Source organism: Pseudomonas sp. BTN1, assembly GCF_001907715.1.
Lineage (GTDB): Bacteria > Pseudomonadota > Gammaproteobacteria > Pseudomonadales > Pseudomonadaceae > Aquipseudomonas > Aquipseudomonas paracarnis.
On sequence record NZ_MPBM01000025.1, the window covers coordinates 139315 to 165934 of the forward strand.

Below are 26620 nucleotides of genomic sequence, written 5' to 3' on the forward strand. Positions count from 1 at the left end.
TAAAAACAATGAACCCCAGCCTGACTGATTCACCCGCGCTGTCACGGCGCGGCGTCTTGAAAATCGGCCTGTGTGCCAGCGCCTTCCTCGCCACCGCCGGGTTGGGCGCCAGCCTCAGCGGTTGCTCCAGCAGTACGCCAGCCAGCGGCTTTGCGATGTTGCGCACCAGCGACTTGCCATTCTTGCGGGCGGTAATCCCGGTGCTGCTGGAAGGCGCGGCCAGTGCCGAACAAGTGCTTGCAGGTATTGAGGACACCCTGAAAAAGCTCGATTACAGCCTGCAGCACTTGTCCCCCGAGATGTTCAAGCTCACCCAGCAATTATTCGACGTACTGGGCATGGGCATTACCCGCGGCCCGCTGACCGGTATCTGGGGCAGTTGGGAAAACGCCAGCAGCGAACAGATCCGCAATTTCCTGCACCGCTGGGAAAACAGCTACCTGAACCTGCTGCGCATGGGCCAGGGCTCGTTGCTCAAGCTAGTGATCATGGCCTGGTACTTCCGGCCCGAGTCCTGGGCCCATTGCGGCTACCCCGGCCCGCCCAAGATCTAGCCTGGGCAATCCCCCAAGATTGCATCTTCCGACAAGAATAAGAGAGCACACCTATGCCCGTACCCGATCTGTTCCGCGACGGCCTGGCCCGTGGCTGGAAAACCCACAATGGCGCCGCCCTGGATAACGACCTGACCCTGGAAGCGGATGTCGCCATCATCGGCAGCGGCGCCGGGGGCGGTACCACGGCTGAAATCCTCAGCGCCGCCGGCTACAAAGTGTTGCTGATCGAAGAAGGCCCGCTCAAGACCAGTAGTGATTTCAAACTGCTGGAAGACGAAGCCTACGCCAGCCTTTACCAGGAAGGCATCGGGCGGATGAGTAAGGACGGCGCTATCACCATCCTGCAGGGCCGGGCCGTGGGCGGTACCACTTTGATCAACTGGACCTCCAGCTTTCGCACCCCTGACGCTACCCTCGCGCATTGGGCCAGCGAATATGCGGTCAAAGGCCACAGCAGCGCCGAAATGGCGCCCTGGTTCGAAAAAATGGAGCAGCGCCTGGGCATCGCGCCGTGGGCGCTGCCGCCGAATGCCAACAACGATGTGATCCGCAAAGGCTGCGAAAAGCTCGGCTACAGCTGGCATGTGATCCCGCGCAATGTGCGCGGTTGCTTCAACCTGGGGTATTGCGGCATGGGCTGCCCGGTCAACGCCAAGCAGTCAATGCTGGTGACCACCATCCCGTCCACCCTGGAAAAGGGTGGCGAACTGCTTTACCTGGCCCGCGCCGAACGGCTGAAATACAGCGGCGACACCATCAGCAGCCTCGAATGCGTGGCCATGGACGAACGCTGCGTAGCGCCCACCGGGCGCAAGATCAGCGTGAAAGCCAAGCACTATGTGCTGGCGGGCGGCGGCATCAACAGCCCGGCCCTGCTGATGCGCTCCGACGCGCCCGACCCACACTCGCGGCTGGGCAAGCGCACCTTCCTGCACCTGGTCAATTTCTCCGCCGGGCTGTTCGACGAGGTGATCAACCCCTTCTACGGTGCGCCGCAATCCATCTACTCCGACCACTTCCAATGGCAGGACGGCACTACCGGCAAAATGTCCTACAAACTGGAAGCACCGCCCCTGCATCCAGGCCTGGCAAGCACCCTGTTTGGTGGCTATGGCAACCAGAACGCCCTGGACATGAACCAATTACCCCACACCCACGCCATGCTCGCCCTGCTGCGCGACGGCTTTCACCCCGACAGCCCAGGCGGCACGGTGGAGTTACGCGGTGACGGCACGCCAGTGCTCGACTATCAGGTCTCGCCCTACGCCTGGGACGGCCTGCGCCGGGCCTTCCACAGCATGGCCGAGATTCAGTTCGCGGCGGGGGCCAAATCGGTCAAGCCCCTGCATCACGACGCGCGCTTTGTGAACAACTTGGCCCAAGCCCGCAGCGTGATCGACGGTCTGAACCTGGAACTGCATCGCACCACCCTGGGCAGCGCTCACGTGATGGGCGGTTGCGCCATGGGTGAAGACCCAAAAAATGCCGTTGCCGACAGCCTGGGTCGCCATCATCAGTTGCGCAACCTGTCGATCCACGATGGCTCGCTGTTCCCCACCAGCATTGGCGCCAACCCGCAATTGTCGGTGTACGGACTGACCGCGCAACTGGCGAGCGCATTGGCCGAACGTCTGAAAACGGCATGAAAAGACAGGGTATTCACGGTATCTATCTACATAAGTCGACTTGGCCCACCGGTAATGCTGCGATACCATCCGGTTCCCCAACGGACTCCGCCAGGACGACGCGATGAACCGAGTGTTGTACCCAGGTACCTTCGACCCGATTACCAAAGGCCATGGCGATCTGGTCGAACGCGCCTCTCGCCTGTTCGACCATGTGATCATCGCGGTCGCGGCCAGCCCCAAGAAAAACCCGCTGTTTCCCCTGGAACAACGTGTGGAGCTGGCGCAAGAGGTCACCAAGCACCTGCCGAATGTGGAAGTAGTGGGCTTTTCGACATTGCTGGCGCATTTCGCCAAGGAGCAGAACGCCAATGTGTTCCTGCGTGGCCTGCGTGCGGTGTCGGACTTCGAATACGAATTCCAGCTGGCCAACATGAACCGCCAATTGGCGCCGGACGTGGAAAGCCTGTTCCTGACGCCGTCGGAGCGTTATTCGTTCATTTCCTCGACGTTGGTTCGTGAAATCGCCGCTTTGGGCGGAGATATCACCAAATTCGTGCATCCAGCCGTGGCCGATGCGCTGACGCTGCGCTTCAAGAAGTAAGGCTGCTCGGTCGGTGCCTGCTCGCACTGCGGGCGCCAATGCGGCACAATTGCGCGCATTAGTTTTCAGATGCCTTGGCAGAGTGCCCTGGCAGGAGTTTCCATGTCCCTGATCATCACCGACGATTGCATCAACTGCGACGTCTGCGAACCCGAGTGCCCGAACGCCGCCATTTCCCAGGGCGAAGAGATCTACGTGATCGACCCTAACCTGTGCACCCAGTGCGTCGGTCACTACGACGAACCGCAGTGCCAGCAGGTATGCCCGGTGGATTGCATTCCGCTGGACGAGGCACACCCTGAGACGGAAGAGCAGTTGATGGAGAAGTACCGCAAGATTACCGGTAAGGCCTAAACCTCTTCATTGCCCCTAAGGGCCTCATCGCAGGCAAGCCAGCTCCCACACTTGGATATATGAATACATTCAAATGTGGGAGCTGGCTTGCCTGCGATAGTAATATCAGCCTTCACCCAGCAATCAGCTCTGACACCTGGGGCAAAACACACTCGCCCGCTGCCCCAGCACCACATTGCGCAGCTCAGTGCCGCAGACCTTGCATGCCTCGCCGCCCCGGCCATACACGAACAGTTCCTGCTGGAAATACCCCGGCTGCCCATCGCCGCCGATAAAGTCCCGCAACGTGGTGCCGCCCCGCTCGATGGCAGCAGCCAGCACCCGCTTGATTTCAATCGCCAGCTTCAGATAACGCCCGCGTGAAATACCCCCGGCGGCGCGGCGTGGGTCAATCCCAGCTGCAAACAGCGCCTCGGTCGCATAGATATTGCCCACGCCCACCACCACCGCGTTGTCCATGATGAACGGCTTCACCGCCATGGACTTACCGCGAGACAGCTGGAACAAGCGCTCGCCATCAAACAGGTCGGTCAACGGCTCCGGCCCCAGCCGCATCAGCAGCTCATGGTTGTGCGGGTCGTGGCTCCAGAGCATCGCACCGAAGCGCCGCGGGTCGGTGTAGCGCAGGGCCATGCCCGATTCCAGCTCGATATCCACGTGCTCATGCTTGGCCGCGGGCATGCCGACTTCCACCAGGCGCAAGTTGCCCGACATGCCCAGGTGGCTGATCAAGGTGCCCACTTCGGCATTGATCAACAGGTATTTGGCCCGGCGCTCCACCAGCACGATGCGCTGCCCTGACAGGCGCACATCCAGGTCTTCCGGAATCGGCCAGCGCAGGCGCCGCTCACGCACTACCACGCGGCTGACGCGCTGGCCTTCCAGGTGCGGGGCAATGCCGCGTCGGGTGGTTTCGACTTCTGGTAACTCGGGCATATGTACCTCTTGAATGACGGGTCAGTGCGCGCCCAGTTCGCGGATCGACAACTTCAGGCTCTCGAAGTCGTAGTCCGACAGGCCCACGTAATCCAGCACCAGATGGCCGATGGCGTTCCACTCATGATCCACTGGCTGATTGCCCAGTACGCGATAGGACGAACAGATATGCTCGGCCATCTTCAAAATGGCCAGCAGGTTCTTGAGCTGTGGGTTGCGCGACGTCTCATCGCTGAAAATCGCCAGGGCGTTATGGTGATTGGCGATGGCGTCGGTGACATGCTCCGGCAGGCGCCAGGACTTGGCGGTGTAGTAGCCGACTACCGCATGGTTGGTGTGGAACGCTTTGTTTTCGGTGTCGACCACGCGGCAATCCGGGGCGGCATTGGCGTAGGCCTCTTCCAGCACCGCCATGTAATTGGGAAAGCGCTTGAGCATCAGCGGCACGCCACAATCATGGAACAGGCCCAAGGCATAGGCTTCGTCCACGGCCTGGGAACCGGTGCGCTTGGCCAGGGTGAGGCAGGTCATGGCCACATCCTGGGCGGTGTCCCAGAAGCGGTTGAGGGTGACGATGGTGTCGTCGCACATCTCACCCTTGATCGACTGCGCGTTGATCAAATTGATGATCGAACGGCTGCCCAGTAGGTTCACCGCACGCTGGATCGAAGCGATTTTGTTGCTCAGGCCGTAATACGGCGAATTGACGATCTTGAGCAGCGCGCCGGACAAGCCCGGGTCCTGGGAGATCAGCCGCGCAATCACTTCCAGGTCCGGATCGGGCATGTACTGCTCCATCTGCAAATCCACCATGATTTGCGGTTGAGGCGGCACGCTGATGCCTTGCAGGGCCTGTTGGATCTGCTCGGGGGAAAGCTCTTGGGACATAAGTACACACTCTGGGCTAGGCGCGAATTCTACCCCTTATGCCGATGTGGCCGACACCCAAAAACCCAAGTGAAACCCGATCGAATGTGGGAGCTGGCTTGCCTGCGATAGCATCACCACCGTACGTCTGATACACCGCGCCGCCCGCATCGCAGGCAAGCCAGCTCCCACATGAAAGAGTGCGCAAAGGGTATACTCCCGCTCTTTTTTCCGGAGCGACGTCATGTCCCTGCCAAGCCTGCGTCTCAAAGCCAACGCCGATCGTCGTTTGCGCAACGGCCACCTGTGGGTCTACAGCAACGAAATCGACGTGGCCGCCACCCCACTCCACGGCTTCCAGGCAGGCGACCAGGCTATCCTGGAAGCGGCCGGCGGCAAGACCCTGGGCATCGTGGCCATGAGCCCGAACAACCTGATCTGCGCCCGCCTGCTGTCGCGCGACATCAAGTTGCCGCTGGACAAGTCGCTGCTGGTGCACCGCCTCAACGTCGCGCTGTCCCTGCGTGACCGCCTGTTCGACAAGCCGTTCTACCGCCTGGTCTACGGTGATTCCGACCTGCTGCCGGGCCTGGTGGTCGACCGTTTCGGCGACATCCTGGTGGTACAGATCGCCTCGGCGACCATGGAAGCGCATAAAGAAGATGTGATCGCCGCGCTGACCCAAGTGCTCAAGCCCAGCGGCATCCTGTTCAAGAACGACTCCGCCGCGCGCGACGCCGAAGGCCTCAACCGCTACGTCGAAACCGTGTTCGGCTTGGTGCCGGAGTGGGTGGCGCTGGAAGAGAACGGCGTCAAGTTCGAAGCCCCGGTGATCCAGGGCCAGAAAACCGGCTGGTTCTACGACCACCGCATGAACCGCGCCCGCCTGGCCCCGTATGCCAAGGGCAAGCGTGTACTGGACCTGTACAGCTACATCGGCGGCTGGGGCGTGCAAGCTGCAGCCTTTGGCGCCAGTGAAGTGTTCTGCGTCGACGCTTCGGCCTTCGCCCTCGACGGCGTAGAGCGCAACGCCGCGCTGAACGGCTTTGCCGAGAAGATGACCTGCATCGAAGGCGACGTCTTTGAGGCGTTGAAAGAACTGAAAGCCAGCGAAGAGCGCTTCGACGTGATCGTCGCCGACCCACCGGCCTTCATCAAGCGCAAAAAAGACATGAAAAACGGCGAAGGCGCCTACCGCCGCCTCAACGAGCAAGCCATGCGCCTGCTCAGCAAAGACGGCATCCTCGTCAGCGCCTCGTGCTCCATGCACCTGCCGGAAGACGACCTGCAAAACATCCTGCTCACCAGCGCCCGCCATCTGGACCGCAACATCCAGATGCTCGAACGCGGCGGCCAAGGCCCGGACCACCCGGTGCATCCGGCGATTGTCGAGACGCGCTACATCAAGAGCATTACCTGCCGGTTGCTACCCAATAGCTGATGCTGTTCCCCTGTAGGGACTTGCGGGTTCCTACAGGTTTTTAGGAAATGTCGTACTGCCCCAGGCTTTGACTTTCCGTAGCGCAGACTCGATCCTCGCCCCTCTCATGGAACCGAGGCTCGCGTATGTCGAAGGCAATTACACAGGCTGAAAAACCGCTCTTGGTTTTCTGGCTGATGACCATGACTTTGCTGGGCGTCTTCCCCCTTGACGTCGTACTGCCCTCCTTTCCCGCCCTGGCTGAACACTTCCATACCTCGACCACCCATATCGCTCGATCCGTCAGCCTGTTCGCCATTGGATTTTCCTGCTCAATGCTGCTGATCGGCCCGCTGTCCGACAGAATCGGTCGCAAGAAGCTACTCCTGGCCAGTATGGTAGTAGCCATCCTGGGTGCAGTCGGGTGTCTGGCCGCCAGAAACACGCCCCAATTCCTGTTCTTTCGAGTCATTCAGGCCATAGGCTGCGGTGGTTTCATACTGTCCCAAGCGCTGGTGCAGGACCTTTTTTTCGGCAGGGAACAGGAGCGGTTGCGCATAGCAATGGCCACGGCCGGAGGCATTTTCATCTCGATTTCCCCAGTGCTGGGCGCATGGCTGCAATTGCACTGGGGATGGAAAGCCAGCTTCTACGCGTTTATCGCCCTCTGTGCCGCAACGTGGTTTATGGCTCACCGATTACTGCATGGCGGCTTCCCTCCAACCGCGCCAAGCGAGCGGGGTATTTTCAGGGCCTACGCCAAGGTTTTCGCCAACAGACATTTCGCCAGCTACGCCACGATCTCCGCGATCACCTTCGCCTGTCATTTCTCATTCATCGTTGTGTCACCGCTCATTTTCATGGACCAGTTAAAGCTGTCACCCCATGAGTACTCATTGACCTTGCTTCTCTACGGCGCCGCCTACGTAGTGGGAGGCCTCTGTGCCGGCGTCCTGCACAAACGGCTGGCGGCGGCTACCCAGATGGCAGTCGGGCTGGTTCTGATCGCTATCTCTGGCGTAGTCATGCTGCTGTTGGCCTACCTGTTCGGCTTATCAACCCCGACAGTGTTGGTGCCCATGCTGCTCTGCACGGCGGGCACCACCATCACCCGGCCCATTTCCAACTCCAAGGCCATGAGCCTGTTTCCAGACAATGCGGGAGCCGCAGCTTCCGCCGTTGCGGCAGCGCTGTTCATTGCTGGCGGCTGTATCAGTGCATTTATCAGCACCTTTACCCACCAGTTGAGTACTGCGCTTGGCTTGTGTTTTCTGATCCTGAGCCTTGCCGCCCTTGCGTTGAACTCATGGGCACGGCGGCGCCCGCACGTCCTGTAGCGGCTAACTTCAAGGTTGCGCCCATTCCCTCCAGCCGCCAGCGGTGTAGAATCGGCCCTATTCATCGCCAGTCATCCCCCGGCGGGTTTATGAGCTCGAGGCCCAAGCACGCGGCGATCCCGCGACGCGAGTGGCAACTTCCGGACACACGGCCATTTTCTGAGTGTTCCAGTCGTCAATTAGAAGCTCACTCCCCTTTAGTACTTGATTAGCCGCCCGGAGTGCTCCAATGCCTGATTACCGCTCGAAAACATCCACCCACGGCCGCAACATGGCCGGCGCGCGCGCACTGTGGCGTGCCACGGGGATGAAAGATGACGACTTCAAGAAGCCGATCATCGCGATTGCCAACTCGTTCACCCAGTTCGTGCCGGGCCATGTCCATCTCAAGGACCTGGGCCAACTGGTCGCCCGCGAGATCGAACGCGCCGGTGGCGTGGCTAAAGAATTCAACACCATCGCCGTGGACGACGGCATCGCCATGGGCCATGACGGCATGCTGTATTCCCTGCCGAGCCGCGAGATCATCGCTGACTCCGTGGAGTACATGGTCAACGCCCACTGCGCCGACGCCATTGTGTGTATCTCCAACTGCGACAAGATCACCCCCGGCATGTTGATGGCTGCCTTGCGCCTGAACATCCCGGTGATCTTCGTCTCCGGCGGGCCGATGGAAGCCGGCAAGACCAAACTCGCCTCCCACGGCCTCGACCTCGTCGACGCCATGGTGATCGCCGCCGACTCCAGCGCTTCTGACGAGAAGGTCGCCGAATACGAGCGCAGCGCCTGCCCGACCTGCGGTTCGTGCTCCGGCATGTTCACCGCCAACTCGATGAACTGCCTGGTGGAAGCCCTGGGGCTCGCCTTGCCGGGCAACGGCTCCACATTGGCCACTCACAGCGACCGCGAACAGCTGTTCCTGCAGGCCGGCCGTACCATCGTCGAGCTGTGCAAGCGCTACTACGGCGAGAACGATGAGTCGGTGTTGCCGCGCAATATCGCCAACTTCAAGGCGTTCGAAAACGCCATGACCCTGGACATCGCCATGGGCGGTTCCACCAACACCATCCTGCATTTGCTGGCTGCCGCCCAGGAAGCCGAGATCGACTTCGACCTGCGCGACATCGACCGCCTGTCCCGTCACGTGCCACAGCTGTGCAAAGTCGCGCCGAACATCCAGAAGTACCACATGGAAGACGTGCACCGCGCCGGCGGGATCTTCTCGATCCTCGGCTCCCTGGCCCGTGGCGGCCTGCTGCACACCGACCTGCCAACCGTGCACAGCAAGTCCATCGCCGAAGGCATCGCCAAATGGGACATCACCCAGACTGACGACGAAGCCGTGCACACCTTCTTCAAGGCCGGCCCGGCCGGTATCCCCACCCAGACCGCGTTCAGCCAGTCGACCCGCTGGGACACCCTGGACGACGACCGTGAAAACGGCTGCATCCGAAGTGTCGAGCACGCCTACTCGCAAGAAGGCGGCCTGGCCGTGCTGTACGGCAACATCGCCCTCGACGGCTGTGTGGTGAAAACGGCAGGTGTGGATGAATCCATCCACGTTTTCGAAGGCCGCGCCAAGATCTACGAAAGCCAGGACAGCTCGGTACGCGGCATCCTCGCGGACGAAGTCAAGGAAGGCGACATCGTGATCATCCGCTACGAAGGCCCTAAAGGCGGCCCGGGTATGCAGGAGATGCTTTACCCCACGTCCTATCTGAAATCCAAAGGCCTGGGCAAAGCCTGCGCCCTGCTGACCGACGGCCGTTTCTCCGGCGGCACGTCGGGCCTGTCCATCGGCCACGCTTCCCCGGAAGCCGCTGCCGGCGGCGCGATTGGCCTGGTGCAGGATGGCGACAAGGTGCTGATCGACATTCCGAACCGCTCGATCAACCTGTTGATCAGCGATGAAGAACTGGCAGCACGCCGGGTTGAGCAGGACAAGAAAGGCTGGAAGCCGGTGGAGAAGCGCCCGCGCAAAGTCACCACCGCGTTGAAGGCCTACGCGTTGTTGGCCACCAGCGCCGACAAGGGTGCGGTGCGCAACAAAGCCATGCTCGACGGCCTGTAAGCCCCGCGCATAAAAAAGCCCCGCCAGGTGCGGGGCTTTTTTTGTCTGCAGAAATTCCCCAAGACATTGGAGATCAAATGTGGGAGCTGGCTTGCCTGCGATTGCATCACCTCGGAGTACATGAAGTACCGAGGTGTCTGCATCGCAGGCAAGCCAGCTCCCACAGTGACTGCACTTCGACTTAAGGCTCTTTACTGAATCTCCTCCGGTTTCACGATCACCCAGTTCTTGTCCGCCGTCACCGGCAACCCTTCCTTGGCTTGCGCCGCCGCGTGCTTGGCGATCATGCCGTTGAGTTGGGTCATGTACTTGTCTTTGCGGTTGATCCACAGGTGGATGCCGCCCTTGGCCACGTCCACATCGTGGAACAGCATGTAGCCATCGCTGGTCGGTGTGTCACCGCCGACAATCACTGGTTTTTTCCATTCGTCGATGTAGGTGAGGATCGCCGCGTGCTTACCGGCCATCCAGGTCGCCGGGGTCCACAGGTAGGGGGTCAGTTCCAGGCCGAGGTTGCTCTTCTCGTCATACTTGCCGGCAGTGATCTGTTTGCGTGCGGTGGTCAGCTCGCCGGTCTTGCGGTCCTTGAGCATCGTGGTCACGCCGATGACGTTCTCGGGTTTGACGTTGTAGCCGTACTTCGGATCAGCCGCGACCATGCGCACCAGCTCCTCGGACGCGGCGGTCATCACATACACCTCGATGCCGTTTTCCATCAGTTTGTTGTACAGCTCGGCCTGGCCGGTGAAGACTTTCGGCGGCTGTACCTCGGATTTTTTCACCACGTCGCCTTCGAAATAGCTGACCGGCACGGGCTTGCCGGAGGCCATCAGCTCGTCGACCTGCACTTTGAGCTCCTTGAGGGTAAAGCCGGAAAAAATCTGCGCAACCCACGGGTAGCAGACCATGTCGTCGACTTCGCACAGGCGATAGTAGTAGCTGAACAGACTTTCCTTATGGTCGGCGGTGTCTTTGAAGGGGATAAGCTTGAGCGAAGGGTCCATGGTTTCGCGGGTGATCAGGCCCTTGTTTTCCATGAACGGCAGCAGCGACTCTTCAAGGTCATAGCGGTAGCTGGTGTTGTCCATGTCGAACACCGCGTAGTTACCCTTGTTGGCATTGGCGGCGATCATTTCGTTGAGTTGTTTGGCGGCAGGTGCCGGCCAGTGTTTCAACTCGGTGGCGGCAAACGCCTGGCTGGCGAGCCCGAGGCAAAAGGCGGCGGATACCAATAGTTTCGGCGCGAGCTTCATAGGCGTTTTCTCCTCAAGTGAAAGACATCGACGCTAACAAATCCGTATGACAGTTATCGCCCGAGCGCGACCAGGGACGTCGTGATCACGCCAAGGGCATACGCCTGAGCGTCAAATGCTTATTCCAAAAACGACAGTCCCCATTCCATATCGGTATTAAATCAATATATTTCAAGCTGTTAGGCTTCCCGGTTCGCAATCGCAGGCTCACGCGATTGGCTGCTTTCTCAACGGAGCTTCAATGAATCTGCCCCTGATTCTCAATTTATTGGTGTTCGTGGCCCTGTTGCTGGGCCTGGCACAAACTCGCCGTACTAACTGGAGCCTGGCCAAGAAGGTGCTGTTCGCCCTGGTGCTGGGCGTGCTGTTCGGCGCGGCGTTGCACACGATCTATGGCGACGGCAACCCGGTGCTCAAAGCCTCCATCGGCTGGTTTGACCTGGTCGGCAACGGCTATGTGCAGCTGCTGCAAATGATCGTGATCCCGCTGGTGTTCGCCTCGATCCTCAGTGCCGTGGCGCGCCTGCACAACGCCTCGTCCCTGGGCAAGATCAGCTTCCTGACCATCGGCACGCTGCTGTTCACCACGGCCATCGCGGCGCTGATCGGCATCGGCCTGACCAACCTGTTCGGCCTCACCGCCGAAGGCCTGGTGGCCGGCACCCAGGAAATGGCGCGCCTGCAAGTGATCCAGAGTGATTACGCTGGCAAGGTTGCCGACCTGAATATCCCGCAGTTGCTGCTGTCGTTCGTGCCGGCCAACCCGTTCGCCGACCTGGCCCGGGCCAAGCCGACGTCGATCATCAGCGTGGTGATTTTCGCCGCGTTCCTTGGAGTTGCCGCGCTGCAACTGCTCAAGGACGACGTGGAAAAAGGCCAGAAAGTCCTTAACGCCATCGACACCCTGCAAGCCTGGGTGATGCGCCTGGTGCGCCTGGTGATGAAGCTGACCCCCTACGGCGTGCTGGCGCTGATGACCAAAGTGGTCGCTGGTTCCAACCTGCAAGACATCATCAAGCTGGGCAGTTTCGTGGTGGTGTCGTACCTGGCCCTGGGCCTGATGTTCGTGGTGCATGGCCTGCTGCTGTCCCTGGCCGGGATCAACCCGCTACGCTTCTTCCGCAAGGTGTGGCCGGTACTGACCTTTGCCTTTACCAGCCGCTCCAGCGCTGCAAGCATCCCGCTGAGCATTGAAGCGCAGACCCGTCGCCTGGGCATTCCGCAATCCATCGCCGGTTTCGCCGCCTCGTTTGGCGCGACCATCGGCCAGAACGGCTGCGCCGGTCTTTACCCTGCCATGTTGGCGGTGATGGTCGCGCCGACCGTGGGCATCAACCCGCTGGACCCGCTGTGGATCGCAACCCTGGTGGCGATTGTGACCTTGAGTTCGGCGGGCGTTGCCGGCGTAGGCGGCGGTGCGACCTTTGCCGCGCTGATCGTGCTGCCCGCCATGGGCTTGCCGGTGTCACTGGTGGCGCTGTTGATTTCCGTGGAACCGCTGATCGACATGGGCCGCACGGCGTTGAACGTCAATGGTTCGATGACGGCGGGGGCGATTACCAGCCAGATCATGGGGCAGACGGATAAGGCCTTGCTGGATGCCGATGAGCATGCCGAGTTAGCGCAGGTCTGATAGACCGCTATAGCAGGCAAGCCAGCTCCCACATTTGAATGTATTCACACATCAAACTGTGGGCGCTGGCTTGCCTGCGATGCTTTTAGGCTTTTTCCCACACTTCGAAGTTGTAGGCCGGCTTATCACCTTCAGCCGGATTCTCGACATTCGACACCAGCTTCCACTGGTTCATATCAAACTCTGGAAACCACGCATCCCCTTCAGGGCTCAGCGCCACGCGGGTCAGGTACAAGCGATCGGCCTGTTCCAGCCCCTGCGCATACAACTGCGCGCCGCCGATCAGCATCAGCTCGTCCACGCCTTGCGCCTTGGCCCATTCCTCAGCCCGCTCTACCGCCGCGTCCAGTGACGGAAACACTTGCGCACCTTCCAACACAAGATCGGTCTGATGGCTGACCACCAGGTTCAAGCGCCCCGGCAGCGGTCGGCCCAGGGAGTTCCAGGTCTTGCGCCCCATGATGATCGGCTTGCCAAGGGTGGTGGCTTTGAAATATTTGAAATCCCCCGGCAAATGCCAGGGCATGCTGTTGTCGACGCCGATCACACGGTTTTCACCGAGGGCTGCGATCAGGCTTAAAGGGAGAGTTTTTTTCATGGCGACGAGAATACCAGAGCGGCGAGCCAGCGGTTATGCTCCAACCTCATCAACTCGACAGGACGGCGCGTGACTGCACTGAACCCGCTGCACAGACTTTGGCTGACAGAAACCGTGCGCCTGCGCGAAGAACACGCCGGCCCCCTGGAAGACCTGGAAGCCAACCGCCTGGCCCGCACCGCCGGGGGCGACCTGGCCACGCGCATCCAGCAGCGTGCGCTGCACCTGGCCGAGCGCGATGGTTTGGCCGCCGCACTCAGCCGCTGGCTGCAAGGCGCACGCCTGGCGCTGTTGTTACTGGCGGCGGTCGCCGTCATCAGCGGCGCCGGTTTGGCGTTCGCCGCGCTGGGTAATGGCCTGGCCCCGGTGAATGTGTTCTGGGCCTTGGGCAGCCTGCTCGGCCTGAACCTGATCTTGCTGATCAGTTGGGCCCTGGGCCTGCTGTTTGCCGGTGAACACAGCGCCAGCCTTGGCCGGCTGTGGTTGTGGCTCAGCGAGAAACTGGCGCGTGACGCCAAGGCCGCGCAACTGGCCCCAGCATTGTTGCTGTTGCTGCAACGGCAAAAACTCAATCGCTGGGCGGTGGGTGTGCTGGTCAACAGCTTGTGGTTGCTGGCCTTGCTCAGCGCCCTGGTGATCCTGCTGACCCTGCTTGCCACCCGCCGCTACGGGTTTGTGTGGGAAACCACCATTCTCGGCGCCGATACCTTTGTCGCCGTGACCCAGGCCCTCGGCACACTCCCGGCGCTGCTCGGTTTCAATGTGCCCACCGTGGAGATGATCCGCGCCAGCGGCGACTCCGCGCTGAATATCGAAAGCGCCCGCCAGGCCTGGGCGGCCTGGCTGGTGGGCGTGTTGCTGGTCTACGGCCTGCTGCCGCGGTTGATCCTTGCCTTGCTGTGCCTGTGGCGATGGAAACGCGGGCGCGCAGCGTTGCGCCTGGACCTCAACCTGCCCGGCTACGCCCAACTGCGCGAACGCCTGATGCCCAGCAGCGAGCGCCTGGGGGTCAACGATGTGGCGCCCGAACACCTGCACCCGATCAGCGGCGGCGCAAGTGAGCTGCAGAGTGATGGCGCCTTGCTGGTCGCCATCGAACTCGACGACCAACACCCTTGGCCCCCTAAACTGCCTGCCAACGTCAAGAACGCCGGCATCCTCGACAGCCGCGAATCACGCCACAAACTGCTGGAGCAACTCAGCCGTTTCCCACCCGCGCGCCTGGCCATCGCCTGTGACCCGCGCCGCTCGCCCGACCGTGGCAGCCTGGCGCTGATCGCCGAGCTGGCACGCAGCGCCACCGACACCCGCGTATGGCTGCTGCAGGCACCACCGGGCCAGGCGCTGGACGCCGAGCGCCTGGGCGACTGGCATGCCGCGTTGCGACAGCTTGAAGTGTCTTTTGCCGATTGTGCGCCGCTGAGCTGGCTGGAGACCGGTCATGACTAAACCGCTGAAACTCGCCGTGGTCGGCCATACCAACGTGGGCAAAACCTCACTGCTGCGCACCCTCACCCGCGATGTCGGCTTTGGCGAAGTGTCCCACCGCCCCAGTACCACGCGACATGTGGAAGGTGCGCGCCTATCGGTAGATGGCGAAGCCTTGCTGGAGCTGTACGACACCCCCGGCCTGGAAGACGCCATCGCCCTGCTCGATTACCTGGAGCGCCTCGACCGCCCCGGCGAACGCCTGGATGGCCCTGCGCGGCTGGCGCGTTTCCTGGAAGGCAGCGAGGCGCGCCAGCGTTTCGAACAGGAAGCCAAGGTGTTGCGCCAGTTGCTGGCCTCCGATGCCGGCCTGTACGTGATCGACGCTCGCGAGCCGGTGCTGGCCAAGTACCGTGACGAGCTGCAAGTGCTGGCCAGTTGTGGCAAACCGTTGTTGCCGGTGCTCAACTTTGTCAGCAGCAGCGACCACCGCGAACCGGACTGGCGCGAAGCCCTGGCCCGCCTCGGCCTGCATGCGCTGGTGCGTTTCGACAGCGTGGCACCGCCCGAAGACGGCGAACGCCGGCTGTATGAAAGCCTGGCCCTGCTGCTGGAAAACTCACGGCCGCAGTTGGAACGCCTGATCCTCGATCAAGAAGCCCAGCGCCAGGCTCGCCAGCAAAGCGCCGCCCGCTTGATCGCCGAACTGTTGATCGACTGCGCGGCCTGCCGTCGCAGTGTCCTCACCGAAGATGAACAGCAAGCCATCGGCGATCTGCGCAAAGCGGTGCGCCAACGGGAACAAAAGTGTGTTGATGCCCTGCTCAAGCTGTACGGCTTTCGCCCACAGGACGCGGCGGCCAGCGACCTGCCGCTACTGGATGGGCGCTGGGGCGACGACCTGTTCAACCCCGAAACCCTCAAGCAACTGGGCGTGCGGGTGGGTGGCGGGATCGCCGCCGGCGCAGCCGCCGGTGCGGGCGTGGACCTCCTGGTCGGCGGCCTGACGCTGGGCGCTGCTGCCCTGGCGGGCGCGATTGCCGGCGGTGCGCTGCAAACCGCGCGCAGCTACGGCAGCCGCCTGATGGGCAAGATCAAGGGCCAACGCGAACTCACCGTCGATGACAGCGTGCTGCGCCTGCTCGCCCTGCGCCAGCGCCAGTTGCTCAAGGCCCTGAACCTGCGCGGTCATGCGGCAATGCACAGCATCAAGGTCGACACACCCCAGGACAAAACCTGGCGCGAGGGCAAACTGCCCGACGCCTTGAACAAGGCCCGCGCCTATCCCCAATGGTCGTCCCTCAATCCCCACGCCAAACTAAGCCAGGCCGAGCGTCAAGAACAGGTCGAAGCCCTTGCCATGCGCCTCGACGAGACCTAAGCAGTCATCAGCACCTGCCGGGCCTTGGCCTTAAGCACCTCAAGGTCCAGCACCGGCACCTGCATTTGCTTGGCCTGCTCGTCCCAGTGGCGCATACGCAAGCTCACGGCATACAACGCGTCTTGCTCAAAGGTCCGGGCCTCTTCTGCGCTCATGACGCCGCCTTGGTAAGCCAGAGTGCGACGGCTGGCTTCGCTCAAGCGGGCGAAATAGTCCGGTTGGCTGAAGGTCAGGTAACGCTTGGCTTGGACGTGGTATTCCACCAGCCTGGCCAGGCGTTCGCTGAAGCCTGCTCGGCGCAGGTAATCGGCGCCCAGCCGCTCGTGGCTGACCACGCCATAACCGCCCATGTTCGCGCCGCCCTGGCCGCAGAGATGGCCGATGTCGTGGAAAAACGCCGCCAGCACCACCTCGTCGTCAAAACCTTCGGCCATGGCCAATTGCGCGGCCTGGGACATGTGCTCGATTTGCGACACCGGCTCGCCGATGTAGTCAGCCGTGCCATGTTGCTCGTACAAGCCAAACACCTGGGCAATCGCCTGTTCCGGGCTCATCGCGTCGCGCCCCACAGTGTGCTGATATTACGCTCGGCCATCGCCGGCCCCACGCTCATCCCTACGCCGGTGTGCATCAAGGCAGCGCTGACGCCAGGTGCCGCCTGCACAAACGAAAACGGCCCAGGCCCGCGCGAACCGTAGACGCCCTGCCAGCGCTCCACCACTTGGACCTTGCAACCCAGGGTCTGTTGCGCCAGTTCGATCAGCCAGTCATCCACCTGCTCGGCGTTGAAGGGCGACGGATCGCTGTCGTAATGGTGGGAGTCACCGATGATCAACTCGCCATGGGGCGTAGGGCTGATCAACAGGTGAATGCCGTGCTCGTGCAGGTACGGCGTTTCGCGCAAGATCTGCGCCTGCACGGCGGCCGCTTCCGGCAGGTCGGCAAAGGCGCCGTAGTGCACGCAGCTCAAGCCGGTGAGCAAGGCATGTTGCAGGTTCAGGTTGAGCACTGGCCGGGCGCGCAGCATTTGCAGGCGACAGGTTTGCGGGTTGAGCGCGGCGATGGCGTCGGCCAGCAGGGTTTGATAGTCGTGGCCGGAGCAAACAATGATCTGCTCGCCGCGAAAGCGGCCTGCCGTGCTGTGCAACTGGCCCGGTTCAACCTCGCGCACCAGGGTAGAGAAGTGAAACTCCACGTTAAGCGCCTGGCTCAGGTAATGGATCAGCGCCGGGATGGCCTCGCGGGAATACAGTTGCTGGTCGTCCTTGCCATGCAGTGCGGCGCGGTGATGGCGGAACTGGCCGGCGTACAGGTCGTTCATGACAGCGCCCTGCAGCAGCTCGACGTTGTAGCCGTGCTCCCGCGCGCGCCCGGCGCAGAAGGCTTCGAGCAGATGCTCTTCGGCTTCGGTGCGGGCGAACAGGTACGAGCCATTGCGTTTGAGCGCCAGGCCCGCCGCTTGCGCCCACTGGCCCCATATTTCGCGGCTTTCCCGCGCCAGGTCGAGCATTGGCCCTGGTGGTTGACCGGTGACCAGCGCCTGGCCGAAGTTGCGCACTGAGGCGCCCAATGGCGTGGCGCTGCGCTCGAACACCTTGACCTTGAGGCCGCGCCTGGCGGCGGCATAGGCGTGGGAGAGACCGAGAACGCCGGCGCCGACGACTAACAGATCACTACTCATACTGTCCTCTGGTTCCCGCGCTCCGCGTGGGAATTCATCCGGTGACGCTCCGCGTCACGACCTTTAAAAGCGGACGCGGAGCGTCCAGAGCGGCGTTACCACGCGGAGCGTGGGAACGATCGGTTACTGTTTTTCCGACTTGCCGTCATAACGCTTACGCCATTCGGCCAAGATGCTGTCACGGTTCTTGGAAGCCCAGACAAAGTCGTTCTTGATCAACCGTTGCTCATAGTCGGCCGGCAATTCGGTCTGTGGCTTGGCGATTCCCGGTTGGGCGAGCACGGCGAAGTTGTCCTTGTACAGATCCATCGCCGCGGTGCTGGCGGAGAAGTCAGCGAGTTTTTTCGCCGCCTCGGCATGGGCCGTGCCTTTGATCACGGCGGTGGCTTCGATGTCCCAGCCCAGGCCTTCCTTGGGCAGGATGATGTCCAGCGGCGCGCCCTGGCGCTTGAGCTGAACCGCCGGGTATTCGAAAGAAATACCAATCGGAAACTCACCGGACGCCGCCAACTTGCACGGCTTGGAGCCGGAGTGAACGTACTGGCCGATGTTCTGGTGCAAGTCGTCCATGTACTGCCAGCCTTGCTTCTCGCCGAAGGTCTGGAGCCAGGCGCTGACATCCAGGAAGCCGGTGCCTGAAGACGCCGGGTTAGGCATCACGATCTTGCCCTTGTATTCGGGCTTGGTGAGGTCCTGCCAGCTCACCGGTTTGGTGAGGCCCTGCTTCTCGGCTTCGACGGTGTTGAAGCAGAGGGTGGCGGCCCACACGTCCATGCCGACCCAGGCCGGAGGGTTGGCGGCGTCGCGGTAGTTTTTGCCGATCTTGTCCAAGTCCTTGGGCGCGTAGTTGTCGAGCATGCCTTGCTGATCGAGGATCGCCAGGCTGGAGGCGGCCAGGCCCCACACCACGTCAGCCTGGGGGCGGTCTTTCTCGGCCAGCAGTTTGGCGGTGATGATGCCGGTGGAGTCGCGCACCCACTTGATCTCGACGTCGGGGTTGGCCTGTTCGAAAGCTTTTTTGTAGGTCTTCAATTGTTCGGCTTCAAGGGCCGTGTACACGGTCAACTCGGTCTTGGCCAAAGCATTCAGACTGAATGCCGTGAGGACTGCAGCGACCAGCGCCAGGGGCTTGAACATGGAGCACCTCCTTCAGGGATGTTTTATTGGCCAGGTGCGCGCTGGCGCCAGGCTTGGGAGCGGCGCAGCGCGCCACGTGAGGCCCACGCCAGCAGCAGCGAGACGCTGGCCGAGGTGAACAGGATCAGGGTCGACATGGCCGCCGCACCGCCCACATTGCCGGCGTCGTCCATGTTCAGCACGGCGACGGCGGCAAGGATGGTGTCTGGGCTGTAGAGGAAGATCGCGGCGGACACGGTGGTCATCGCCGAGACAAACAGGTAGCGCAGGATGTCCAGCAGCGCCGGCAGACAGATCGGCACCGTGACGCGCAGATAATGGCGGTACAACGGTGCCTTGAGGGACAACGCGGCAGCTTCGAACTCGGCGTCCAACTGGCGCAAGGCGGTGGTCGCGGTCATCTGCGCGGTGGTCAGGTAGTGCGCAATGGTGCACACCACCAGCAACGCCATGCTGCCGTACAACACATGCAGCGGGTTGCCGTTGAGGTTGAAGAAGAACACGTAGCCCAGCCCCAGGACCAGGCCCGGCACGGCCATCGGCACGAAGCTGAGCATGCGCAGCGCCAGGTTGAGGTTCTTCTGGCCCTTGGTCTTTTCCATCAGGTAGGCGCCGGTGAAAATCAGCACGCTGCCGATCAACGCGGTGCACAGCGCCATGGTCAGGCTGTTGCGATAGGCCAGCCAGCCGCCTCCGGCGGTGTCTTCAAACTGGTAGTGCTTGAGCGACAGCGACAGGTTGTACGGCCAGAATTTCACTAGCGAGGAATACACCGCCATGCCGAACACCAGCAGCAACGCCGCGCAGATCAGCAGCACGATGGCCAGGTAGCACCCGTCGCGCAGCCGCGATGGCGCCGGCTGGAACACCTGGGCGCGGCCGCTCATCGCGTCGCCATGCCGACGACGCAACCAGGCATCCACGCCAAAGCTGAACAGCGCCGGCAGCAGCAACACCATGCCGATCAACGCGCCGCGTCCGAACTGTTGCTGGCCCACCACCGCCTTGTAGGCCTCCAGCGCCAGCACCTGGTAATCACCGCCCACCACCACCGGTACCCCGAAGTCGGTGATAGTCAGGGTGAACACCAGGCAAAACGCGGCGAACACCGCCTGGCGCGTGGCCGGCCAGGTAATGCTGCGAAACGCCCGGGCCGGGCTGGCGCCCATGCTCGAAGCGGCGTCGAACAAACGCGCATCCGCCAGGGACAACGCCGACAGCAAAATCATCAAGGCATGGGGAAAGGTGTAGATCACCTCACCGAGCACAATGCCCCAGAACCCATAGATATTCTCCGAGAACAAGCCGCGCAGCAGGCCCTGGTTGCCGAACAAATAGACCAGGGCAATGCCCGGCAACATCGACGGCGCCATCAACGGCAGCAAGGACAGGCCGCGCCAGATGGACTTGCCGGGGATCAGCGTGCGTTGCAGGGCATAGGCAAACAGATAGGCCAGCGGCACGACGATGGTCGCCACACTGAGGGAAACTTTCAGGCTATTGCCCAGCAACCAGTGGAAGTTGGCGCTGCTCAGCAGTTCGCGCGCGGCCACCAGGCCGCCGCCCTGCCCGGCTTCGCTGCTGAAGCCGCGCCAGAAGATCGCCAACAGCGGCAACAGCACCGCCACCACCAACAGGCCCAGCCAGAGCCATTTGCCGCCGACCACAAAGAGGCGGTCGCCCCACTCGGCGCGGGACACCTGGCGCGGTACCGGCAATGTCATCACAGCCCCCATCTCAGGCAAACACCTGCAGGCTGCGCGGCGGCAACGCCACCCAGATGTCCTGGGCGCCCAGGCGCGGCATCGCTTCCGGCGCCAGTTCAGCCAGCAACGCATGGCCCGGCAATTGTTCCAGCTCAAAGCTCATGCGGCAGCGGTTACCGAGAAAGGTGATCTCACGAACCTTGGCCGGGAAAAGGTTTTCTTCATGCACCAGCGGGTTGACGCAAATGGCTTCCGGGCGGCAGAACAAGCGGCCGGACTGGGCGACACCCGCGTCCTCAGCCAGGCGCATGTTCAACCCACCCACCTGGGCATGGCTGGCGCTGTTACGGCTGAACGGCAACCAGTTGCCCTGGCCGACAAACTCCGCCACGAACGGCGTGGCCGGGCGGTCGTAGATTTCCTGGGGCGTGGCGTACTGCTCGACCTTGCCGTTGTTCATCACGGCGATACGGTCGGCCATCAACATGGCTTCGTCCTGGTTGTGGGTCACCATCAAGGTGGTGATACCCAAGCGCCGCTGCAGTTGACGCAGCTCGGTGCACAGGTGCTCGCGCACCCGGGCATCGAGGGCCGACATCGGCTCATCCAACAGCAATAACGACGGCGCCGGCGCCAGTGCACGGGCCAGGGCGACGCGCTGTTGCTGGCCGCCGGAGAGTTGGCCGGGGTACTTCTTTTCGCTGCCCACCAGGCCCACCAGCTCAAGCATCTGCGCGACCCGCTTGCGCACTTCATCGCGGCCGCTGCCCGTAAGGCCATAGCCGATGTTCGCTTCAACGCTGAGGTTGGGAAACAACGCATAGGACTGGAACAGGATGCCGTAGTCCCGCGCCTGGGGTGGCAGCAGGGACACGTCCCGCTCGCCCAGGTAAAGCTCACCGCTGTCCTGGCGCTCCAGGCCGGCAATGCAGCGCAGCAGTGTGGTCTTGCCGCAGCCGGAAGGGCCCAGCAGACACACCAGCTCGCCGGCGGCGACGTCCAGGGAGACGTTGTCCAGCGCGGTGAAGGCGCCAAAGCGTTTCTGGATTGCGCGCACTTTCATCGGTGCGCCGGGTTGGGTCAGGGCTGTGTGCATGGTGGCACCTCATCGAACGGATGAAGGCCATGCTAGGAGGGCAATGCGTAGCGGGTGTGGCAGAAAGGCAAAAAGAGGTGATAGTGGTATTGGTGGATTTGTGTAGGACTCATGATCGTTCCCACTCTGCGTGGGAATGTCTCTAGTGACGCTCCGCGTCACGGACGCGGAGCGTCCTGGGCGGCGTTCCCACGCGGAGCGTGGGAACGATCAGAGGGGTGACATTTCCTGGGCCAGGCCAAGGAAAGCCGCCGGCAGGCGCGCACCTTTGCGCTCCTTGAGGCAATACAGATACTCCGGAATCTGCGGTGCATCCTCGATGGTCAGCACGCGCAACTGCGGGTCATGGGGCACTTCCTGGCGGGCGATGATGCTAATGCCGATGTTGCGCAGCACCGCCTCGCGAATCGACTCACGGCTGCCAATCTCCAGCAACGGCCCGTACCCCACGCCGGCGTTCTTCAACATTTCTTCCGTCAGCCGGCGGGTGGTGGAGCCCGCTTCACGCATCAGCAAGGTGTGCCCGATAAGCGCGCTCAACGGTACGTGATCGAGCTTGGCCAACGGGTGATTGCGGTGCACCGCCAGCACCAGCGGGTCCGTGCCCAGCACGCGGCGGATCAGACGGGCATCTTCCAGCAATTGCGATGAGGCCGCGACATCGACGCGGTAATCGTCCAACGCCTCAAGCACCTGTTGGGAATTGCCGATTTCCACCGAGACTTCCACCTGGGGCAGTCGCTCACGAAAAGCTTTGACCAGATCGAGGATGTAATACGGCGCCGTTGCTGCAATCCTCAGCGCACCCTGGACCTGGCCGTTGTTACGCAGGAAAAACTCGATATCCGCTTCCTGCTGCAACAGCGCCTTGACCATCGGCAACAGCCGCGCGCCTTCGTCGCTGACGGTGAGGCGGCGGCCGCCACGGTAGAACAACTCGACGCCGTAGTGGCCTTCGAGGTTGCGAATCTGGGTGGTCACCGTGGGCTGGCTCAAGCCGAGTTTCTTCGCCGCCTGGGTAATGCTGCCCAGGCGGGCGACCATGAAAAACGCCTTTAACTCAGCACTCAACACACCACCCTCTCATCCGCTATTTGCGCACCAGGCGCAGGCCATTGAACACCACGAGCAGGCTCACGCCCATGTCGGCGAAGACCGCCATCCACATGGTCGCCATGCCCATGAACGTGACGGCCAGGAAGATCGCCTTGATCACCAGCGCCAGGGCGATGTTCTGCTTGAGGATACTCGACGTTTGCCGCGACAACCGTATGAAAGCCGGAATCTTGCGCAAATCATCGTCCATCAGCGCCACGTCGGCGGTCTCGATAGCGGTGTCGGTGCCCGCCGCGGCCATGGCGAAGCCGATCTCGGCACGGGCCAGGGCCGGGGCGTCGTTGATACCGTCACCGACCATGCCCACCCGACGGCCCTGGCCGTAGAGGGTTTCGATGGCTTGCAGTTTGTCGGTGGGCAACAGGTCGCCCTGGGCCTGGTCGATACCCACCTGGGCCGCAATGGCCTTGGCAGTGTGGGTGTTGTCGCCGGTGAGCATCAGGGTCTTGATGCCCAGGTCGTGCAACTGCTGAATAGCTTCGCGGCTGCTCTCCTTGACCGTGTCGGCCACGGCAAACAGCGCCAGCGGGCCAGACTTGTCCAACAGCAACACCACGGACTTGCCTTGTTTTTCCAAAGCAAAGAGTTTCTCTTCCAAGGCCTCGGAACACAGACCGAGGTCTTCCACCAGGCGGTGGTTACCCAGGTGATAGGTCTGGCCGTTGATATCACCCCGCACACCGCGCCCGGCCAGGGCTTCGAAGTTATCCACAGCGTGAGTCGACAGGTTTTTATCCACAGCTGCGTTGGCAATCGCCAGGGACACCGGGTGATCGGAGCGCGATGCCAAGCTGGCCGCCAGGGCCGGCGCGCTGTCTTCGATGTTCGGGAACAGCGGCAGGTAGTCGGTTTGCACCGGTTTGCCGTGGGTGATGGTGCCGGTCTTGTCGAGGGCCAGGTAGTCGAGCTTGTAGCCGCCCTCCAGGTACACGCCGCCCTTGATCAGGATGCCTTTGCGCGCCGCTGCCGCCAGGCCGCTGACAATGGTCACCGGGGTGGAAATCACCAAGGCACAAGGGCAGGCCACCACCAGCAGCACGAGGGCGCGGTAGATCCAGTCAAACCACACGCCCGCCATGAACAGCGGCGGAATCACCGCCACACCGAGGGCAAACAGGAAGACAGCCGGGGTGTAGACCTTGGAGAAACTGTCAACAAAGCGCTGGGTTGGCGCCCGTGCCCCTTGAGCCTGTTCCACGGCGTGAATGATCCGCGCCAGCGTGGAGTTGTTGGCCGCGGCGGTGACCTTGTACTCCAGGGCGCCGGCCTGGTTGATGGTGCCGGCAAACACTTTATCGCCCACGGTTTTTTCTATCGGCAGGCTTTCCCCGGTGATCGGTGCCTGGTCGATGGTGGACTGGCCGGCCGTGACTTCCCCGTCGAGCCCGATGCGCTCGCCAGGCTTTACCCGCACAATCGCCCCAAGATCAATGCTCTTGACCTCTTGTTCCAGCCAGGAACCGTCAGCCTGGCGCACCGTGGCCTGTTCCGGAGTCATCTGCATCAGGCCGCTGATGGCGTTGCGCGCACGGTCCAGGGACTTGGCCTCGATCAACTCGGCCACGGTGAACAGGAACATCACCATCGCCGCTTCGGGCCACTGGCCAATCAGGATCGCGCCCGTCACCGCGATGCTCATCAAGGCATTGATATTGAGGTTGAAGTTCTTCAGGGCAATCCAGCCCTTCTTGTAGGTGGTGAGGCCGCCGCTGAGAATCGACACCAGCGCCACCAGCGCGATTACCCAGGTGGGCGCCACACCAGTGAAGTGCAGCACTTCGGCCCCCAGGGCACCCACGCCCGACACCGCCAGCGGCCACCAATGTTTCTTGGCGGGCGGCGCGGCGGCAGGGCTGCCTTCTTCGATAGGGTCGGCCTGCATGCCGATGGACTTGATTGCCTCAATGATCGGCGCGGTGTTCGGCAGGTCATGGGTGACGCCGAGGATGCGGTTGATCAGGTTGAATTCCAGTTGCTGCACGCCAGCGAGCTTGCCCAGCTTGTTCTGGATCAGCGTCTGCTCGGTAGGGCAGTCCATGGCTTCGATGCGGAAGGTGCTCAGGCGCGAGCCGGCGGTGGGCGCCTCACTCAGGGTCACGATGGCAGGCCCGGCAGCGCCGGAGCAGCAGGAGCCGGAATGGCCGTGGTTATCCACAGGCGTGAGTTTGGCGGGCCCATGGTCATGTTTGTGCTCATGGCCGTGGTCATGACCGTGATCGTGATCGTGATCGTGATCGTGATCATGCTTGTGGTCGTGCTTGTGCGGGGTATGAATGGAGTGGCTCATCAGGTCGCGTCCGTAAAGGTGCCTGTTGCCAAGTAAAGACCCTGTAGCCACTATAGGGTCAAGCGCCCATTTGGAGATTGCTGCGATGAAGATCGGCGAACTGGCCAAACTCACCGATTGCCCGGTGGAAACCATCCGTTATTACGAGAAGGAAAACCTGCTGCCGCCCCCGGCACGCACCGACGGCAACTACCGCGTGTACACCCAGGCGCACACCGAGCGGCTGACCTTTATTCGCAACTGCCGCAGCCTGGACATGACCCTCGAAGAAATCCGCAGCCTGCTGGGTCTGCGCGACAGCCCCCAGGACCAATGCGAAAGCGTGAATGCCTTGATCGACGAGCATATCCACCATGTGAAAGCGCGGATCGACGGGTTGTTGGCCTTGCAGGAACAACTGCTGGACCTGCGCCAACGTTGCGGCGGTGGGAACCAGTGCGGGATCTTGCAGCAGTTGGAAGTCAGCGGCGGGATTGCGGCCAGCGAGGCCGAGCCTTCGCATGTGGGCAGAAGCCACGGCCATTAACTCAAGCGAACACCAAACCTATGTGGGAGCTGGCTTGCCTGCGATAGCGGCGGGCCCGCGACATTGATGTCGCCTGACACTGCGCTATCGCAGGCAAGCCAGCTCCCACAGTTTTTCACCGAGTAAGGTTTTAGATAGCTACGTCGGCCTTGATGCTTGGGTCGGCGTCGTAGCCCACAATCTCAAAATCTTCGAACTTGTAGTCGTAGATCGACGCAGGCTTGCGCTTGATCACCAGTTCCGGCAGTTTTTTCGGCGTACGCGCCAACTGGGTCTGGATCTGTTCCATGTGGTTGCTGTAGGCGTGGGTGTCGCCCGTGGTGACGATGATCTCGTGGGGGATCAGGTCGCACTGCTGGGCCAGCATGTGGGTCAGCAACGCCAGCGCGGCAGTGTTGTACGGCAGCCCCAGGAATACGTCGGAGCTGCGGATATACAGCTGCATCGACAGATGGCCGTCATGCACGAACGCCTGGTACAGCAAATGGCACGGCGGCAGGGCTTGCTTGCCGTTACGCGCGTTTTCCTGCGGGCTCTGGGTTTCGTCCGGCAGGTATTCGACGTTCCAGCCGTGGAACAGGATGCGGCGGCTGTTGGGGTTGGTCTTGAGCGTGTGCACCATGTAGTCGATCTGGTTGATCGTGCCGCCGTCCTTGGTCGGCCAGGCGGTCCACTGCTCGCCGTACACGGGACCCAGGTCGCCGTCTTCGGTGGCCCACTCATCCCAGATCTTCACGCCATTTTCGTTGAGCCACTTGATGTTGGTGTTGCCGCTCAACATCCAGATCAGTTCGTTGGCGATGCTTTTGAAGTGCAGCTTCTTGGTGGTCAGCAGCGGGAAGCCGTCGGCCAGGTTATGCCGATACTGACGCGCAAACACAGCCTTGGTGCCGGTGCCCGTACGGTCGCCCTTGGTCAGGCCATTGGTCACGACGTCCTGCAGCAGTTCGAGATATTGCTTCATGTTTTTACCCGTATCGTTGAAGCCAAGACCTCCTGGTCTTGGC

The 26620-nt window shown here is 62.0% G+C and carries 23 protein-coding genes; 11 read left to right on the forward strand and 12 right to left on the reverse strand.

Going from position 1 to position 26620, the window contains the following annotated elements:
- Nucleotides 1-8 precede the first annotated feature (8 nt).
- The 4 genes from BMH52_RS12215 to BMH52_RS12230 all read left to right on the forward strand — a co-directional run bounded on the left by BMH52_RS12215 (nucleotide 9) and on the right by BMH52_RS12230 (nucleotide 3140).
- On the forward strand, nucleotides 9-554 hold the full coding sequence (locus tag BMH52_RS12215; protein WP_034128957.1) for a hypothetical protein: 546 nt from the start codon (nucleotides 9-11) through the stop codon (nucleotides 552-554).
- A gap of 53 nt (nucleotides 555-607) precedes the next feature.
- A complete protein-coding gene (locus BMH52_RS12220) occupies nucleotides 608-2203 on the forward strand; it encodes a GMC family oxidoreductase (RefSeq protein ID WP_073843826.1) in 1596 nt (531 codons plus the stop codon).
- 103 nt (nucleotides 2204-2306) lie between these two features.
- Nucleotides 2307-2786, forward strand: a complete 480-nt coding sequence (coaD, locus tag BMH52_RS12225) for a pantetheine-phosphate adenylyltransferase (RefSeq protein WP_003195136.1) — start codon at nucleotides 2307-2309, stop codon at nucleotides 2784-2786.
- A gap of 102 nt (nucleotides 2787-2888) precedes the next feature.
- Nucleotides 2889-3140 (forward strand): YfhL family 4Fe-4S dicluster ferredoxin, encoded by a 252-nt coding sequence (locus BMH52_RS12230; RefSeq protein ID WP_003195146.1) that lies wholly within the window; start codon nucleotides 2889-2891, stop codon nucleotides 3138-3140.
- Between the two features lie 123 nt (nucleotides 3141-3263).
- Here the strand turns inward: BMH52_RS12230 and mutM are convergent, their stop codons facing one another.
- The gene (gene mutM, locus BMH52_RS12235) at nucleotides 3264-4076 is read right to left on the reverse strand and encodes a bifunctional DNA-formamidopyrimidine glycosylase/DNA-(apurinic or apyrimidinic site) lyase (RefSeq protein ID WP_014720348.1); all 813 of its coding nucleotides are present in this window, start codon (nucleotides 4074-4076) and stop codon (nucleotides 3264-3266) included.
- Between the two features lie 21 nt (nucleotides 4077-4097).
- A complete protein-coding gene (locus tag BMH52_RS12240) occupies nucleotides 4098-4910 on the reverse strand; it encodes an HDOD domain-containing protein (protein ID WP_172832678.1) in 813 nt (270 codons plus the stop codon).
- Nucleotides 4911-5187: 277 nt separating this feature from the next.
- Between BMH52_RS12240 and BMH52_RS12245 the strand changes: the two genes are divergently transcribed.
- The 3 genes from BMH52_RS12245 to ilvD all read left to right on the forward strand — a co-directional run bounded on the left by BMH52_RS12245 (nucleotide 5188) and on the right by ilvD (nucleotide 9771).
- The gene (locus tag BMH52_RS12245) at nucleotides 5188-6384 is read left to right on the forward strand and encodes a class I SAM-dependent rRNA methyltransferase (RefSeq protein ID WP_005792302.1); all 1197 of its coding nucleotides are present in this window, start codon (nucleotides 5188-5190) and stop codon (nucleotides 6382-6384) included.
- Between the two features lie 125 nt (nucleotides 6385-6509).
- On the forward strand, nucleotides 6510-7700 hold the full coding sequence (locus BMH52_RS12250; protein WP_019817765.1) for an MFS transporter: 1191 nt from the start codon (nucleotides 6510-6512) through the stop codon (nucleotides 7698-7700).
- A gap of 229 nt (nucleotides 7701-7929) precedes the next feature.
- Nucleotides 7930-9771 (forward strand): dihydroxy-acid dehydratase, encoded by a 1842-nt coding sequence (ilvD, locus tag BMH52_RS12255; RefSeq protein ID WP_003195159.1) that lies wholly within the window; start codon nucleotides 7930-7932, stop codon nucleotides 9769-9771.
- A 191-nt stretch (nucleotides 9772-9962) separates the two neighbouring features.
- Here the strand turns inward: ilvD and BMH52_RS12260 are convergent, their stop codons facing one another.
- Nucleotides 9963-11024 (reverse strand): hypothetical protein, encoded by a 1062-nt coding sequence (locus tag BMH52_RS12260; RefSeq protein ID WP_014720351.1) that lies wholly within the window; start codon nucleotides 11022-11024, stop codon nucleotides 9963-9965.
- Between the two features lie 241 nt (nucleotides 11025-11265).
- Between BMH52_RS12260 and BMH52_RS12265 the strand changes: the two genes are divergently transcribed.
- The gene (locus BMH52_RS12265) at nucleotides 11266-12657 is read left to right on the forward strand and encodes an L-cystine transporter (protein ID WP_014720352.1); all 1392 of its coding nucleotides are present in this window, start codon (nucleotides 11266-11268) and stop codon (nucleotides 12655-12657) included.
- Nucleotides 12658-12742: 85 nt separating this feature from the next.
- On the opposite strand, the gene BMH52_RS12270 is transcribed toward BMH52_RS12265, so the two are convergent.
- The gene (locus tag BMH52_RS12270) at nucleotides 12743-13255 is read right to left on the reverse strand and encodes a dihydrofolate reductase (protein ID WP_073843828.1); all 513 of its coding nucleotides are present in this window, start codon (nucleotides 13253-13255) and stop codon (nucleotides 12743-12745) included.
- Nucleotides 13256-13324: 69 nt separating this feature from the next.
- Between BMH52_RS12270 and BMH52_RS12275 the strand changes: the two genes are divergently transcribed.
- Both BMH52_RS12275 and BMH52_RS12280 read left to right on the forward strand, forming a co-directional pair.
- Nucleotides 13325-14704, forward strand: coding sequence for a DUF2868 domain-containing protein (locus BMH52_RS12275; protein WP_073843830.1), 1380 nt, complete (start codon nucleotides 13325-13327; stop codon nucleotides 14702-14704).
- On the forward strand, nucleotides 14697-16064 hold the full coding sequence (locus BMH52_RS12280; RefSeq protein WP_019817769.1) for a DUF3482 domain-containing protein: 1368 nt from the start codon (nucleotides 14697-14699) through the stop codon (nucleotides 16062-16064). The genes BMH52_RS12275 and BMH52_RS12280 overlap by 8 nt, the downstream gene beginning before the upstream one ends.
- Here the strand turns inward: BMH52_RS12280 and BMH52_RS12285 are convergent.
- The 7 genes from BMH52_RS12285 to BMH52_RS12315 all read right to left on the reverse strand — a co-directional run bounded on the left by BMH52_RS12285 (nucleotide 16061) and on the right by BMH52_RS12315 (nucleotide 25087).
- Complete coding sequence (locus BMH52_RS12285; protein WP_073843832.1) at nucleotides 16061-16618, reverse strand: phosphonate degradation HD-domain oxygenase; 558 nt, start codon at nucleotides 16616-16618, stop codon at nucleotides 16061-16063. The two genes, BMH52_RS12280 and BMH52_RS12285, sit on opposite strands and share 4 nt — an antisense overlap.
- The gene (locus BMH52_RS12290) at nucleotides 16615-17745 is read right to left on the reverse strand and encodes a TIGR03364 family FAD-dependent oxidoreductase (RefSeq protein ID WP_073843834.1); all 1131 of its coding nucleotides are present in this window, start codon (nucleotides 17743-17745) and stop codon (nucleotides 16615-16617) included. Before BMH52_RS12290 ends, BMH52_RS12285 begins: the two co-directional genes overlap by 4 nt.
- Before the next feature lie 123 nt (nucleotides 17746-17868).
- Nucleotides 17869-18882 (reverse strand): putative 2-aminoethylphosphonate ABC transporter substrate-binding protein, encoded by a 1014-nt coding sequence (locus tag BMH52_RS12295; RefSeq protein ID WP_073843836.1) that lies wholly within the window; start codon nucleotides 18880-18882, stop codon nucleotides 17869-17871.
- A 23-nt stretch (nucleotides 18883-18905) separates the two neighbouring features.
- Nucleotides 18906-20618 carry a putative 2-aminoethylphosphonate ABC transporter permease subunit gene (locus BMH52_RS12300; RefSeq protein WP_073843838.1) on the reverse strand — a complete coding sequence of 571 codons (1713 nt, stop codon included), beginning with the start codon at nucleotides 20616-20618 and terminating at the stop codon, nucleotides 18906-18908.
- 1 nt (nucleotide 20619) lies between these two features.
- On the reverse strand, nucleotides 20620-21684 hold the full coding sequence (locus BMH52_RS12305; protein WP_054898684.1) for a putative 2-aminoethylphosphonate ABC transporter ATP-binding protein: 1065 nt from the start codon (nucleotides 21682-21684) through the stop codon (nucleotides 20620-20622).
- A 210-nt stretch (nucleotides 21685-21894) separates the two neighbouring features.
- The gene (locus BMH52_RS12310) at nucleotides 21895-22758 is read right to left on the reverse strand and encodes a LysR family transcriptional regulator (RefSeq protein ID WP_058410822.1); all 864 of its coding nucleotides are present in this window, start codon (nucleotides 22756-22758) and stop codon (nucleotides 21895-21897) included.
- A gap of 16 nt (nucleotides 22759-22774) precedes the next feature.
- Nucleotides 22775-25087 (reverse strand): heavy metal translocating P-type ATPase, encoded by a 2313-nt coding sequence (locus BMH52_RS12315; RefSeq protein ID WP_073843840.1) that lies wholly within the window; start codon nucleotides 25085-25087, stop codon nucleotides 22775-22777.
- 85 nt (nucleotides 25088-25172) lie between these two features.
- On the opposite strand from BMH52_RS12315, the gene cadR reads away from it, so the two are divergent.
- Nucleotides 25173-25613 (forward strand): Cd(II)/Pb(II)-responsive transcriptional regulator, encoded by a 441-nt coding sequence (gene cadR / locus BMH52_RS12320; RefSeq protein ID WP_003195185.1) that lies wholly within the window; start codon nucleotides 25173-25175, stop codon nucleotides 25611-25613.
- Between the two features lie 130 nt (nucleotides 25614-25743).
- Here the strand turns inward: cadR and BMH52_RS12325 are convergent, their stop codons facing one another.
- Nucleotides 25744-26577, reverse strand: a complete 834-nt coding sequence (locus tag BMH52_RS12325) for a thymidylate synthase (protein WP_014720362.1) — start codon at nucleotides 26575-26577, stop codon at nucleotides 25744-25746.
- Between the last annotated feature and the right edge of the window lie 43 nt (nucleotides 26578-26620).

Bases quoted from the DNA above. Each gene is read 5' to 3' on its own strand.
- BMH52_RS12325 (WP_014720362.1), bottom strand. From the start codon at position 26,577: ATGAAGCAATATCTCGAACTGCTGCAGGACGTCGTGACCAATGGCCTG.
- mutM (WP_014720348.1), bottom strand. From the start codon at position 4,076: ATGCCCGAGTTACCAGAAGTCGAAACCACCCGACGCGGCATTGCCCCG.
- BMH52_RS12215 (WP_034128957.1), top strand. From the start codon at position 9: ATGAACCCCAGCCTGACTGATTCACCCGCGCTGTCACGGCGCGGCGTC.
- BMH52_RS12230 (WP_003195146.1), top strand. From the start codon at position 2,889: ATGTCCCTGATCATCACCGACGATTGCATCAACTGCGACGTCTGCGAA.
- BMH52_RS12305 (WP_054898684.1), bottom strand. From the start codon at position 21,684: ATGCACACAGCCCTGACCCAACCCGGCGCACCGATGAAAGTGCGCGCA.
- BMH52_RS12290 (WP_073843834.1), bottom strand. From the start codon at position 17,745: ATGAGTAGTGATCTGTTAGTCGTCGGCGCCGGCGTTCTCGGTCTCTCC.
- cadR (WP_003195185.1), top strand. From the start codon at position 25,173: ATGAAGATCGGCGAACTGGCCAAACTCACCGATTGCCCGGTGGAAACC.
- BMH52_RS12315 (WP_073843840.1), bottom strand. From the start codon at position 25,087: ATGAGCCACTCCATTCATACCCCGCACAAGCACGACCACAAGCATGAT.
- BMH52_RS12285 (WP_073843832.1), bottom strand. From the start codon at position 16,618: ATGAGCCCGGAACAGGCGATTGCCCAGGTGTTTGGCTTGTACGAGCAA.
- coaD (WP_003195136.1), top strand. From the start codon at position 2,307: ATGAACCGAGTGTTGTACCCAGGTACCTTCGACCCGATTACCAAAGGC.
- BMH52_RS12300 (WP_073843838.1), bottom strand. From the start codon at position 20,618: ATGGGGGCTGTGATGACATTGCCGGTACCGCGCCAGGTGTCCCGCGCC.
- BMH52_RS12295 (WP_073843836.1), bottom strand. From the start codon at position 18,882: ATGTTCAAGCCCCTGGCGCTGGTCGCTGCAGTCCTCACGGCATTCAGT.
- BMH52_RS12245 (WP_005792302.1), top strand. From the start codon at position 5,188: ATGTCCCTGCCAAGCCTGCGTCTCAAAGCCAACGCCGATCGTCGTTTG.
- BMH52_RS12220 (WP_073843826.1), top strand. From the start codon at position 608: ATGCCCGTACCCGATCTGTTCCGCGACGGCCTGGCCCGTGGCTGGAAA.
- ilvD (WP_003195159.1), top strand. From the start codon at position 7,930: ATGCCTGATTACCGCTCGAAAACATCCACCCACGGCCGCAACATGGCC.
- BMH52_RS12270 (WP_073843828.1), bottom strand. From the start codon at position 13,255: ATGAAAAAAACTCTCCCTTTAAGCCTGATCGCAGCCCTCGGTGAAAAC.
- BMH52_RS12250 (WP_019817765.1), top strand. From the start codon at position 6,510: ATGTCGAAGGCAATTACACAGGCTGAAAAACCGCTCTTGGTTTTCTGG.
- BMH52_RS12280 (WP_019817769.1), top strand. From the start codon at position 14,697: ATGACTAAACCGCTGAAACTCGCCGTGGTCGGCCATACCAACGTGGGC.
- BMH52_RS12265 (WP_014720352.1), top strand. From the start codon at position 11,266: ATGAATCTGCCCCTGATTCTCAATTTATTGGTGTTCGTGGCCCTGTTG.
- BMH52_RS12260 (WP_014720351.1), bottom strand. From the start codon at position 11,024: ATGAAGCTCGCGCCGAAACTATTGGTATCCGCCGCCTTTTGCCTCGGG.